Annotated in this window: 9 protein-coding genes and 1 pseudogene; 1 reads left to right on the forward strand and 9 read right to left on the reverse strand. The window is 62.0% G+C overall.

What is annotated here, in order from left to right:
- Nucleotides 1-286 precede the first annotated feature (286 nt).
- The 4 genes and pseudogenes from dnaG to alr all read right to left on the reverse strand — a co-directional run bounded on the left by dnaG (nt 287) and on the right by alr (nt 5,067).
- Nucleotides 287-2,374: a DNA primase gene (dnaG, locus tag OGI63_RS07530; protein ID WP_011742950.1), complete on the reverse strand. Its 2,088-nt coding sequence runs from the start codon at nt 2,372-2,374 to the stop codon at nt 287-289.
- A 23-nt stretch (nt 2,375-2,397) separates the two neighbouring features.
- Nucleotides 2,398-2,790, reverse strand: a complete 393-nt coding sequence (locus OGI63_RS14270) for a hypothetical protein (RefSeq protein ID WP_367302668.1) — start codon at nt 2,788-2,790, stop codon at nt 2,398-2,400.
- 7 nt (nt 2,791-2,797) lie between these two features.
- Nucleotides 2,798-3,658, reverse strand: a pseudogene (locus OGI63_RS07535) (deoxyguanosinetriphosphate triphosphohydrolase); the annotation flags it as partial.
- Between the two features lie 50 nt (nt 3,659-3,708).
- Complete coding sequence (gene alr, locus OGI63_RS07540) at nt 3,709-5,067, reverse strand: alanine racemase (RefSeq protein WP_011742948.1); 1,359 nt, start codon at nt 5,065-5,067, stop codon at nt 3,709-3,711.
- Nucleotides 5,068-5,301: 234 nt separating this feature from the next.
- Between alr and OGI63_RS07545 the strand changes: the two genes are divergently transcribed.
- Nucleotides 5,302-6,729: an amino acid permease gene (locus tag OGI63_RS07545; protein ID WP_003808495.1), complete on the forward strand. Its 1,428-nt coding sequence runs from the start codon at nt 5,302-5,304 to the stop codon at nt 6,727-6,729.
- Between the two features lie 80 nt (nt 6,730-6,809).
- On the opposite strand, the gene OGI63_RS07550 is transcribed toward OGI63_RS07545, so the two are convergent.
- The 5 genes from OGI63_RS07550 to OGI63_RS07570 all read right to left on the reverse strand — a co-directional run bounded on the left by OGI63_RS07550 (nt 6,810) and on the right by OGI63_RS07570 (nt 12,359).
- On the reverse strand, nt 6,810-7,295 hold the full coding sequence (locus tag OGI63_RS07550) for a GNAT family N-acetyltransferase (protein WP_003808493.1): 486 nt from the start codon (nt 7,293-7,295) through the stop codon (nt 6,810-6,812).
- Between the two features lie 128 nt (nt 7,296-7,423).
- Entirely contained in the window at nt 7,424-7,909 is a 486-nt protein-coding gene (locus OGI63_RS07555; RefSeq protein WP_011742946.1) for an S-ribosylhomocysteine lyase, read from the reverse strand.
- Between the two features lie 94 nt (nt 7,910-8,003).
- A complete protein-coding gene (gene recQ / locus OGI63_RS07560) occupies nt 8,004-9,959 on the reverse strand; it encodes a DNA helicase RecQ (protein ID WP_041777487.1) in 1,956 nt (651 codons plus the stop codon).
- Nucleotides 9,960-10,064: 105 nt separating this feature from the next.
- Nucleotides 10,065-11,246, reverse strand: coding sequence for a cystathionine gamma-synthase (locus OGI63_RS07565; RefSeq protein WP_113736368.1), 1,182 nt, complete (start codon nt 11,244-11,246; stop codon nt 10,065-10,067).
- A gap of 102 nt (nt 11,247-11,348) precedes the next feature.
- Nucleotides 11,349-12,359 (reverse strand): pyridoxal-phosphate dependent enzyme, encoded by a 1,011-nt coding sequence (locus OGI63_RS07570; RefSeq protein ID WP_021913663.1) that lies wholly within the window; start codon nt 12,357-12,359, stop codon nt 11,349-11,351.
- Nucleotides 12,360-12,550 lie beyond the last annotated feature (191 nt).

The following is a 12,550-nucleotide window of genomic DNA, read 5'->3' on the forward strand; positions in this document are numbered from 1 at the left end:
CGTCAATCCCGTTTGCAACCGCCTTGCACACCTTGCAAAACCCAAGCGATTTTCATGCAAACGCCTAGACCACTTTACCCAAAAATGCGACTAGCACGAACCCTCGGCGTGCTGCTTTTCCGACCATTCCAACGATTTTCATCCACTATTGCTTACTGCCGCATGCTTTTGCAAACCGGCGAAACCGAAAACAAGGCCCGCAAATCTTCACAAATTAACCCCGCGTGCGCCAAGATTTTGTCTAAAAATCATCTTCCGTTCGCCTTCGATTCACCATATGGGCGTGTCACGCAACGTTGTTGCCGAAAACACGCGACTGCAGGTCCTTGCGCAGCGTTTCCAGTTTGGTGATCTGTCCGAGCAGTTCGATTTTCTCTGCACCGTCCGGCAGTTGCGCCATGCGGCGCTGGGCCGCGCCGATTTTGCGCATGATGCCGGTATCAAGCAGTCTGACAATCAGTTCGGACGCGTACCGCCGCTCCTCCTGCGTCGGCTTGCGCAATTGCGCCGATTGTTCCTGCGACTCGCCTGTATTGCGGTTCGCGTCCGCTTCGCTCGGCGGCAATGGCAGCGGCATGACGGCCAGCTCGTTGATGACCGATTCAAGCATCGGACCGCCCGCCTTCGTCAGATTGTGCATCCACAGTCCCTGCGGCACGTCTTCCCCTGGAAGCCCGCCCGCCGCGGCGACCGCTTGGAACAGCGTGCGGAACACCGGCGTCATGAAACTCGACAAGGTCAGGCTGGCGAACATCGTCGGATCGACGGCCAACGGCACCTGGATCAGCGTGGCCATGAACTGCTGTTCGCAGATGAACACGGCGTCGTCGATGCGATAGTAGCTTTGCTCGGCCGCGTCGCGATGCTCCAACGCCTTGCGTGCGGCGGGATTCGCATACGGATTCGCGCCACGTTCCGCATATGCTGGTTCAGCCGACGGCCCCGCATTGTTTTGGAATCGACGTTTCGGCGCGTACGCGTCCTCGTCACGCATGTTCAGTTTGCGACGCTGGTACGCCACTTCGCGTTGCATGATGTCCAGATCGACGCCGATGCGACGTACCGCCTTGCGTGAGTACAGGTCGAGCAGCGAACGGTCTCGGATTTGCGCGATCAGCGGGGCGACCGCCTTGACCGCGCCCATCTGACCTGTCGCGTACGTGGTGTCGAAACGGTCGATTGCCGAATCGATCACGAAATCGTACAGCGGCCGCGCATTGGCGATCAGCGCGCGCACCGCCTCGTTGCCGCGTTTGATGCGCAGATCGCACGGGTCGAGGTTGTCTTCGGCGACCGCGACGAACGCCTGCGTCGAGAACGCGGCGTCCAAACCGAACGCGTGGATCGCGGCCTTCTGCCCAGCCGCATCGCCGTCGAATGTGAACACGACACGCGAGCTCAACGCCTGCCCCTCCACCTTCAGGGGGCCAACCAGCTGCACGGCGCCCAACGAATCGTCCGCGATCAATCGGCGGATGATCTTCGCATGCTCGGCGCCGAATGCGGTGCCGCACGTGGCGACCGCCGTGTCGATGCCGGCCAGATGCATGGCCATCACATCGGTATAGCCTTCGACGATCACCGCCTGGCGTTTCTTCACAATCGCCGATTTGGCAAGGTCGATGCCGTACAGCACCTGTGTTTTGCGGTACAGCTGCGTGTCGGGCGTGTTGATGTATTTCGCATTGATCGTGTCATCCTCGTACAGCTTGCGCGCGCCGAAGCCAAGCGTACGACCGGTCGAATCACGAATCGGCCATGTCACGCGGCCACGGAAATAGTCGTATACGCCACGCTGGCCCTGACGGGCGAGTCCCGCGTCGAGCATCTCCTGCTGGGTGAAGCCTTTGCCGGCAAGGTGCCGCACCAGGTTATCCCATCCTTGGGGGGCATATCCGCAGCCGAACCGCTGGCAGTCGGCCTGGCTGAAGTTGCGACCGTCCAACAGCTTGCGCGCGGCGAGCGCCTCCTTGGTCATCAGCTGGGAGACGAAGTATTCCTGCGCCGCCTCGTTGGCTTCGAGTAGGCGTGCGCGTTTCGAACCGGTGTGCGCGGGCACGTTGTCGGCCTTGTCGTAATGCAGTTCGATATGGTATTTGTCGGCGAGCAGCTCCACCGCGTCGCGGAAATCGATGTTCTCCTGATGTTCGACGTAGCCGAACACGTCACCGCCGAGACCGCAGCCGAAGCAATGCCACACGCCAAGCGCGGGACGTACGGAAAAACTTGGCGTTTTCTCGTCATGGAAGGGGCACAGGCCTACGTATGTGCCGGTTCCCGAGGGTTTGAGCGTGACGGTCGCGGATACGATGTCATACAGGTCGGCGGTGGCGCGGACCTTTTCTATGTCTTCCTTCTTGATCATTCCCGGCATACGGTCCAGCCTACCAGCCCCGTTCAGCAGAGAAGGGAGTGGAGGGTCAGGGCGGACGTGTCGGTCAGGCTCGCCACCTGGTCTATGGCCACGCGCAGGCGTTCGCCGTCGCTGCCGGCCTCGCGCCAATCGTCGAGGAACACGTTCTCCAACGCGCTGGACGGTTTGGGATTGTCCGCCATGAACACGTCCACCAGATCGCCGACGATCCGCTGTTCCTCGCCGTGCATCGGCTCGCGTTCGCCGGGCGCCATGACGAAATGCACGGCGATGCCTTTCAGCACCACGATTTCGTAACTGGTTTCCTCGGGAATCACCAGATCGCCGTTGTATCGGGTCAGCGGCTCGTTGCCGTACGTGTCCCGCGTGGCTTGTTCCACGGAACCGGCGAATCGGCCGATCAGATTGCTGGTCATGTTCTTCAATGCGGCGAGCGCGCGTCGCGAACCGTCGAAATAGCCGGGGGAACGTGTCGCGCCGGTGCATGCGTGCGAACGCGGCCACCAGCTTGTCTGTGTCCCATTGCGGTCCGTACCAGGCGCGCGCGTCCTCGACGACCGCGTCGATCACGCCGCTTTCATGCAGCACGCCCGGATTGAACGCGCCGGTGGCGATGGCGTCCTCCACATCATGCACGCTGTAGGCGATGTCATCGGACAGGTCCATCACCTGGCATTCGACGGGACGGCGGGTGGTGTCGGGCGCGTGTTGTTTGAGCCAGGCGAACACGTCCGTATCATCCGGATAGACGCAGAATTTCGCGCTGCGCTCCCCTTTCGGATGCGCGGCGGCTTCGGCAAGCGTCCACGGGTATTTGACGGCCGCATCGAGCGCGGCACGCGTCAGATTCACGCCTGCGGAACGTCCGTCGGGAAACAGTATTTTCGGTTCGAGGCGCGTCAATAATCGCAAGGTTTGCGCATTGCCTTCGAAACCACCGATATTGCCGGCGATTTCGGCAAGCGCACGTTCCCCATTATGGCCGAACGGCGGGTGGCCGAGGTCGTGCGCAAGGCAGGCGCAGTCGACCACGTCGGGATCGCAACCGAGCGAAGTGCCGATCTGTCGACCGATTTGCGCGACCTCCAACGTGTGTGTAAGCCGTGTACGTGCGAAATCGTCCGTGCCGGCTACCAGAATCTGCGTTTTCGCGCCGAGCCTGCGCAATGCGGACGAGTGGATGAGTCGGGCGCGGTCGCGTTGGAAGGCGGTGCGGGAGCTGGATTTGGGTGGTTCCGGAGCCCAACGCTCCTCGTCGAACGCGCTGTATCCTTCGCTCGTCATGATGCACCGCCTTCCTATGGGTGCGGCGGCTGCCGCCGCTTTTTACGGGATTACAGGATGCTTGCCGGGTCGAGCTTGGCGAGGTCCTCGGCGGACAATACGTCCGTGGCATGCTCGTACAGGCGCGGAATGCGGTTGCGCAGGCAGGTGAAGATCTCGTAGCTGATGGTGTCGGCGGCATGACCCCAATCGTCCGCGGTCGGTTCGGCGTAATCCTCGCCGCGGCCTGGACCGAACAGTTCCACATTGTCGCCTTCGTGGATGCCGAGTTCGGCGGCGGAACCGTGCAGGTCGAGGATGAACTGGTCCATGCACACGCGGCCGGACACACGGTACAGGCGCGGGCCTTCCGAGGTCATCACGCGCACCGGGCCGCCGGGCTTGGTCACATGCTTGGCGCCTTCCATGTCGAATCCGGAGGCGGAGCGGTGGATGCCGTCCGCATAGCCGAGCGGCACGATCGCGGTGGAGGTGTCGGACGGGGTCAGATACGTGCGGCCGTAGGAAATGCCATGTCCGGCCTCCACATCCTTGACGGTGCCGAGCTGCGCCTGCAGGGTCATGGCGGGCTTCAGGCTATACGTGGACGGCGTGCCCATGGCCGGATCGGCTTCGTAACCGTACAGGCCGATGCCCGGACGGGTCAGTTCGAAGTGGATTTCCGGACGGGACAGCGTCGCCGCGGTGTTGGCGAGGTGGCGGATTTCCGGCGGAATGCCGGCCGCCTCCATACGACGGGTGAAGTCCTTGAACGTTTCGACCTGCATGTCGGTGGATGCCACGAATTCCGGGACGTCCGGCGCGTCGGCGACCGCCAGATGGCTCCACTGGCCGACGATGTGCAGCACGCCTTCCTTGGCGAGCGGCACCAGTTTGGCGAGCGCCGCGTCGAAACCGGCGGGCGTGAAGCCGTTACGGCCGAAGCCGGAATCGACCTTCACATGCACGCGCGCCGTCTTGCCGAGCCTGCGTGCGGCCGCGGCGACGCCGTCGATGCCGGCGAGCGAGCCGACGGAAATGTCGATGTCGTTGTCGACCAGCTCGTCGAACGGCACTTCGGCGCCGCTGTAGACCCACGTCAGAATATGGCAGCGATCGGGGCCGATGCCGGCTTTGCGCAGCAGCAGCGCCTCATGCGATTGCGCGGTGCCGAGCCATGTGGCGCCTCCCGCGAGCGCGGCGAGCGCGGCCGGAACCAGACCGTGGCCGTACGCGTCGGCTTTGACGATGCCCATGACGGCGGTGCCGGAATGCGGACCGCCGACGACACTCACCAGATGGCGCATGTTGTCGCGCAGTGCGGCGAGGTCGACGATGGCCTGCGCCGGATACCGCCGCTGGGCGGCCTTGTAGTTCGCTTTGCCTTGTTCGGAGGAGAAATCCCATTCACGTGTTGCGCTCAAAGTCATGGCTCCCATTGTCGCGCCGCTATGTGACAGGTATGGAACATCAGGGACATATGGTGAGACGATTCACGATGTTTTCACGATTTTGTCCGGCAGTGTTTTTTACACTTTCCATACACAAGGCTGTTGCGCATATCGCCGCGGCCTTTCTGATTTCTGGCGTTAAGGCGTGCCAGAGTCCCGGAAATCCGTCCGGTCCAGCCCATTTTTGAAACAATCACAGGGAATCTGACGACCATGGATCTATTTCGCAAGAAGTCGGTGGACCAACTTGTCTCCGAATCGACTCCGCTGAAGCGAACACTGAAAACCTTCGACCTGACCATGCTGGGCATCGGCGCCATCATCGGCACCGGCATCTTCGTGCTCACCGGCAAGGGCGCGCTCACCGCGGGACCGGCATTGTGCGTGTCCTTCCTGCTCGCCGCCGTCTGCTGCGGTTTTGCGGGCCTGTGCTATGCGGAGTTCGCCGCGATGGCACCGGTTTCCGGCTCCGCCTATTCGTACGCGTATCTGGCGTTCGGCGAGTTGATCGCCTTCGTGATCGGTTGGGATTTGATTTTGGAATACGCGTTGCAGGCGGCGACCGTGTCCGCCGGCTGGTCGGGCTATTTCAACAAGCTGTTGGAAGGCTTCGGCCTGCATCTGCCGGTCGAACTGACCGCCGCGTACGGCACCACGCCGGGAGTCACCACGTATTTCAATCTGCCGGGCTTCGTGATCGTGCTTATCATCACGTGGGTGCTGTCCATCGGCATCAACCAGACGAAGAAGACCAACGACATCATGGTGATGATCAAGCTGGCCATCATCGTGCTGTTCATCGTGTGCACCGTCTGGTACATCAATCCCGCCAACTGGAAACCGTTCTCCCCGTATGGCATCTACACGTTCCAGCCGGGTTCGACGCAGCCGTACGGCATCGTGCCGGCCGCGTCGATTGTGTTCTTCAGCTTCATCGGCTTCGACGCCGTCTCCTCCTCCGCCGAGGAGACCATCAATCCGAACAAGACGCTGCCGCGCGGCATCCTGATCTCGCTGGCCGTGTCCACCGTGCTGTACATCATCATGACGCTCATCATGACCGGCGTGGTGCCGTACAAGGAGTTCGCGAAGTTCATCGACGCTCCGGTGGCGGGCGTGATTCTCGAGACCGGCCTCAACTGGCTGGCGTTCATCGTGAACCTCGGCGCGTTGATCGGCATGACCACCGTCATGCTGGTGCAGCTGTACGGCCAGTCCCGCATCTGCTATGCGATGAGCCGCGACGGACTGTTCCCGAAGTTCTTCGGCGAAGTGCATCCGAAGTACCGCACACCGTTCAAGGGCACGTGGTTCTTCGGCATTCTGACGGCCATCGCCGGCGGTTTCATCAACATCAACGTGCTGTTCGAGCTGGTGAACATCGGTACGCTGTCCGCGTTCATCATCGTGTCGGCCGGCATCCTGTGGATGCGCAAGACCCAGCCGGACGCGCATCGTGGCTTCCGTGCGCCGGGCGTGCCGTTCACGCCAATCTGCGCCATCATCTTCTGCCTGATTCTGATCTTCGGTTTGAATTGGGAGACGTGGGTGCGTTTCGCCGTGTGGTTCGCGCTTGGACTGGTCGTGTATTTCACGTACAGCCGCAAGCATTCTCAGCTTAACGAGCCGGGACTGTTCTAATCATCCCTTCATATGGAAAAGGACGTCTCCCGCAGTTTTACGGGAGACGTCCTTTTTTCTACGTTTCTATGTATGCGCAATCACCATTCGTGACGCTGGTAGGCGATACGCGTGGTATCGGTGGGGCGGTCAAGCAGTTGGATCAGGCCGCAGCGGGCGAATCCGTTCGATTCGAGCACGTGCTGCATGGCCTTGTTGTTCGGATGCGTGTCGGCGCGCACGTTGCCGTAATGTTCGATGCACCAGTTGATGCAGTCCTTGGCCGCGCCTTTGACGATTCCCGACGAGGCGATGCGGTGGATGGTCACATACGAGTCGTCGTCCAGCCAGGCGCCGTCGATATGCGCGTAGGTGGGATCCTCGCCCGTGCACAGGGCGAACTGGGCGAGCACACGCTCCTTGCCGTCAGCCTCGTCCACCAGCAGCATGGTGCGCTGCTGGCGAATGTCGTCAAGGATCACTTCCTCACGTGGGAACGTGTTTCCCCATTGCGTGGGATTCCCGTTGGCCGCCATAAGCTCACGCGCATGCTGGTAGATTTTCAGCATGACAGGCAGATCATCCATGGTGGCACGACGGAACCGACGTTCGGAAGTGGTTTCGCTCAACCCTTTCACCTCAATTCGACTGTGTACCTCTCTCAAGCATTCCAGCCGTCCAAACTACCACGCCCACCGCACAGGCATGGTAACGCTCACACAAGGCGGCGTTCGAACGGGTCGGAGCTGATGCCCTTGGCGAGGATGTCCTTGCACCATTCCTTGGCGGTGAACAGGCTGTGGTCGCGGTAGTTGCCGCAACTTTCGATGGTGGTTGCCGGCACGTCGTCCCATGTGGCCTCGTAGGCGATGAATTCCAACGATTCCTTCAATGCGCGAGCCACATCCTCGGTGGAATGCTCGCCCCACGTCAGCAGGTGGAAGCCTGTGCGGCACCCGAACGGCGAGCAGTCGATGTAACCGGGGATGCGTTCGCGCAGCAGCACCGCGATGGTGTGTTCGATGGTGTGCAGCCCGCCGGTCGGAATGGCGTTCTCGTTCGGCTGCACCAATCGCAGGTCGTAGTTCGAGATCACGTCGCCGTGGAGGCCGGTTTCCGTATCGATGTAGCGCACATACGGCGCCTTTACTTTGGTGTGGTCCAATTGGAAGCTTTCCACCACCGGCTTGTCTTCCGCCATGTTCTGTCCTTTCGTTGTTGTGTTCACATTCCACTATTCACGGTTCGCGGGCTCAACGTCAACCGTCGTGCCATGCGTGTCGGTTATGGCCGGTTCAAGCCTCGTCGCCGGAATCCTCCCGAATCGCGGCCAGGAACCGTTCGCCGTACTGTTTGAGCTTGCTTTCCCCCACACCGTTGACGGCAAGGAACTGGTCGTCAGTAATCGGCTTGACCCGTACCATGTCACGCAACGTCTTGTCGGAGAACACGATGTACGGCGGTTTGCCAAGTTCGCGCGCGATGTCCAGTCGCAGCGCACGCAGCTTCTGGAATAGCGCCTCGTCGCCGTCATCCGGCACGTACGATCCGACAGCGGGAGTGGACACGTCGGGCGTTCGACGCGCACGGGCGTCAGCACGTTTGATCTTCTTGATGTCGTAATGGAATTCGGGTGCGACCGTTTCCGCCGCACGGGGTCCGAAGCCGACGATCGGCAGGCGTCCTTCCGCGATCGTCAGGAAGCCGTCGGTGGCCATCTGGCTCAGCACGTCGCGGATGCGCGCTTCCGGCACTTCGTCGAGCATGCCGAACGACGGCAGGCTTTCGGGGTTGAGATAGCTTAGATCCTGTGCCTTCGAGCCGCGCAGCACCTTGACGATTTTGCCGCTGCCGACATGCTGGTTCACATCGTGCACGCAACGGCTGATGGCTCGGGCGATGTCGGTGACGTCGATGGTTTCGAATGTGTGCTCGCAGTTGGCGCAACCGCCCACGCATTTGCCGTCCGTTTTCGCCGCCGCGCCCGCGGTTTCGCCGAAATACCGGGTCATGTACGCGTGCAGGCAGTCCGTGGTACGGCAGTAGCCGACCATCGCGTCGAGCAGCCGGCGTTTCGACGCGCGTACGGCCTCCTGCTCTTCGGGAGTCAATCGTTCGTTTTCGTAATCCGAATCGAGCAGCCGGCGGCGGGTGACGATGTCCGATTCGTTCCACAACAGCGTGCAGCGGCTTGGTTCGCCGTCTCGTCCGGCGCGACCCGCCTCCTGGTAGTACGCTTCGATGGATTCGGGCATGTTGTGGTGGATGACGAACCGCACGTTGGATTTGTCGATGCCCATGCCGAACGCGTTGGTGGCCACGACCACGGGCACACGGTCGGTGACGAAATCGCGTTGCGCCTTCTCTCGTGCGTCGGCGCTCATACCGCCATGGTAGGCGACGGCGATGGTGCCGATATCCGACACATCCGCACCCCCTGCGGCACGCAATTCGGCGACGGCGCTGTTAAGCGATTCGGCGAGCGCTTCCGTTTCCTTGCGCGTGGCGCAGTAGACGATGCCGGATTCGTCCGGATGGCTGGCGATGTAGGACGCCACCCAGGATGCTTTGTCTTTGCGTGGCATGCTGATGACGTCGAAATACAGGTTCGGCCGGTCGAAACCGGTGACGGTGATGGACGGTGTGTGCAGGCCCAGAATCGAAACGATGTCGCGGCGCACGCGTTCGGTGGCGGTGGCGGTGAACGCGGCGACCGTTGGACGTGTGGGCAGTCCGGCGATGAATTCGCCGATGCCAAGATATGAGGAACGGAAGTCCTGCCCCCATTGGGAGACGCAGTGCGCTTCGTCGACGGCGACGAGCGAGATCGGCACACGGACGGCGAAGTTGCGGAATCGTTCGGTTTCCAAACGTTCCGGCGCCACGTACAGCAGTTTGATCTGGCCGGAGAGCGCCTGCGCGAAGACGAGATCCTGTTCGTCCGGCGTCTGAGTGGTGTTGATGAACGCGGCCGGAAGGCCCACGTCGTTCAGGGCGTCGACCTGGTCGCGCATGAGTGAGATCAGCGGCGAGATGACGATGGCGACGCCCGGCAGGATCGCTGCGGGAATCTGATAGCAGATGGATTTGCCGGCGCCGGTGGGCATGACGCCAAGCACGTCGTGTCCGGTGAGGATGGCCGAGACGATGCCGGATTGTCCAGGACGGAACGAATCGTAGCCGAAATAGCGGTTCAGCGCCTCCAATGCGCGGGGGTCTACGGAATCGGCGGAATCAACAGCTTGCGTCATGGTTTCCAAGTGTAGCAATGCCGTGCGTTGACCGCGGAGAGCGAAACGGCCGGCGCGGGTCTTGCCCATGCCGGCCGTTTCATGCTTCTATCGGAAATAGGGAATTCAGATCTGGCGGAACGCCTGCTCCAGGTCAGCGATCAGATCGTCCGCGTCCTCAAGGCCGACGGACAGGCGGATCAGGTTGGCGGGCACTTCGAGCGTGGTGCCGGCCACGGAGGCGTGGGTCATGGCGCCCGGATGCTCGATCAGGGATTCCACGCCGCCCAGGGATTCGGCCAGGGTGAACACTTCGGTGGCTCCGGCGAACTTCTTGGCCGCTTCGAAACCGGCGGCGATCTGGATGGAGATCATGCCGCCGAAACCGCCGTGCATCTGGCGTGCCGCGATGTCGTGGCCCGGGTGGGATTCGAGCCCCGGATACCATACGCGTTCCACTTCGGGGCGGGTTTCGAGCCACTGGGCCACTTTCATGGCGTTGCGGCTGTGCTGCTTGACGCGCAGGTCGAGGGTTTTGAGGCCTCGGATGTCAAGCCAGGAGTCGAACGGGGAGGGCACCGCGCCGGCCGCGTTCTGCAGGAAGGCCACCGCGTCGCGTGTTTCCTTGTCGTTCAGGACCACCGCGCCGCCGACCACGTCAGAGTGGCCGCCGATGTACTTGGTGGTGGAGTAGACGACCACGTCGGCGCCGTCTGCGAGCGGATGCTGCAATACCGGGGATGCGAAGGTGTTGTCCACGACCACTTTGGTGCCGTGCGCGTGCGCCACGGCCGCGGTGGCGGCGATGTCGGTGATGTTGAGCAGCGGGTTGGACGGGGTTTCCACCCAGATGTACGCGTACTGCTTCTTGGCGAGCGCGGCTGAGACGGCGGCCGTGTCGGTGATGTCCACCACGTCGAGGCCGATGCCCCACGGCACGAACACCTTGGACAGCAGACGGTAGGTGCCGCCGTACACGTCGTTGCCGAGCAGGATGTTGTCGCCGGGCTTCAGGGTGGAGCGCAGCAGCACGTCGATGGCGGCAAGTCCGGAGGAGAAGCTTAACGCGTATTTCGCGCCTTCCACGGCGGCGAGCTGCTCGTCGAAGCTGTTGCGGGTCGGGTTGATGGAACGGCTGTAGTCGTAGCCGTTGCGCAGGCCGCCGACGCCGTCCTGCTTGAAGGTGGAGGTCATGTAGATGGGGGTGACCACGGCTCCGGTGGTCGGGTCGGGTTCCTGGCCTGCGTGGATGGCGCGGGTGGCGAGAGCGGTGGCGTTGAGGGCTTCGGTGTTGGTCGAGATGGTCATGATGGGAACTCCTTGGAAGTAGCGGATGGTTTGGGTCGTTCGGATGATGGGCATTGGTTTCAAAGGTGCGATCGGGCTGCCGGACAGTCGTTTGACGGTCTTTTACAGGTACTGTTCGGCGAGGCTGGGCTTGGTGGTGCGTTCCACGACGTCGGCGAATCCGTTGGCTCGCATCCAGTCGTCGTTGAAGATCTTCTCCATATAGCTGCGGCCGGAATCGGGCATCAGCACCACGACGAGCTGGTTTTCGTCGAGGTCGTGCTCGCGGGCGTATTTCAGCGCGGAGAACACGGCCATGCCGGATGAGCCGCCGACGAGCAGTCCTTCCTCGTTGGCGAGGCGTCGGGTCATTTCGAAGGCTTCCGCGTCGGTGACCTGCACTATCTCGTCGGGAAGGCTCCGGTCGAAGGCCTTCGGGTAGAAGTCCTCGCCGACGCCTTCGATCTGGTATTGGTGCACGTCGTTCGGGTCGGAGTAGATGGAGCCTTCCGGATCGGCGCCGATGACCTGCACCGCGCCGTTGGACACGTCCTTCAGATAGTGTCCGGTGCCGGAGATGGTGCCGCCGGTGCCGATGCCCGCCACGAAATGCGTGACCTTGTGGTCGGTGGCCTCCCAGATTTCCGGACCAGTGGTGTGATAGTGGCTTTCGGGACCGTTCGGATTGTCGTACTGGTTGGGACGGTAGCCGCCGGGAATCGCCTTGGCGAGGCGGTCTGCCACCTGGTAGTAGGAGCGCGGATCGTCCGGACCGGCGTCGGTGGGGGTTACGACCACTTCGGCGCCGTATGCGCGCAGCACCGCACGCTTGGCTTCGGAAACCTTGTCCGGCAGGGTGAAGATCGCACGGTATCCGCGCTGCAAAGCCACGAGCGCGAGTCCGACACCGGTGTTGCCGGAGGTCGGTTCCACGATCACGCCGCCGGGCTTCAGTTCGCCGCTGCGTTCGGCCGCGTCGATGATGCGTTCGGCGATGCGGTCCTTGGACGAGCCACCCGGGTTCAGGTATTCGACCTTCACCGCGATGGTGGCTTTGATGCCGTCAGTCACGTGGTTGAGTTTGACGAGCGGGGTGTTGCCGATGAGTTCGGACAGGGAATTGTGGATGGTCATGACGTTTCCTTTGCACGGTGCGGTTCGTGGGCTTTTCGAATGGTTTTGGTTTCGTATGTTCGAGAAGCTCGCGTCCGTCGCGTGCAGTTGTTGAAACGGGACCTGTTGCGATGCTGCCTTGCTCATTCGCGTGCGTCGCGTGCGCCAACCTCGGCTGATGCGCTATTTCGAATGATCGTTTGGCGATTCGC

Source organism: Bifidobacterium sp. KRGSERBCFTRI (genome assembly GCF_025908335.1).

Bases quoted from the DNA above. Each gene is read 5' to 3' on its own strand.
- OGI63_RS07555 (WP_011742946.1), bottom strand. From the start codon at position 7,909: ATGGCGGAAGACAAGCCGGTGGTGGAAAGCTTCCAATTGGACCACACC.
- OGI63_RS07565 (WP_113736368.1), bottom strand. From the start codon at position 11,246: ATGACCATCTCGACCAACACCGAAGCCCTCAACGCCACCGCTCTCGCC.
- OGI63_RS14270 (WP_367302668.1), bottom strand. From the start codon at position 2,790: ATGACCAGCAATCTGATCGGCCGATTCGCCGGTTCCGTGGAACAAGCC.
- alr (WP_011742948.1), bottom strand. From the start codon at position 5,067: ATGACTTTGAGCGCAACACGTGAATGGGATTTCTCCTCCGAACAAGGC.
- OGI63_RS07550 (WP_003808493.1), bottom strand. From the start codon at position 7,295: ATGGATGATCTGCCTGTCATGCTGAAAATCTACCAGCATGCGCGTGAG.
- OGI63_RS07545 (WP_003808495.1), top strand. From the start codon at position 5,302: ATGGATCTATTTCGCAAGAAGTCGGTGGACCAACTTGTCTCCGAATCG.
- recQ (WP_041777487.1), bottom strand. From the start codon at position 9,959: ATGACGCAAGCTGTTGATTCCGCCGATTCCGTAGACCCCCGCGCATTG.
- OGI63_RS07570 (WP_021913663.1), bottom strand. From the start codon at position 12,359: ATGACCATCCACAATTCCCTGTCCGAACTCATCGGCAACACCCCGCTC.
- dnaG (WP_011742950.1), bottom strand. From the start codon at position 2,374: ATGCCGGGAATGATCAAGAAGGAAGACATAGAAAAGGTCCGCGCCACC.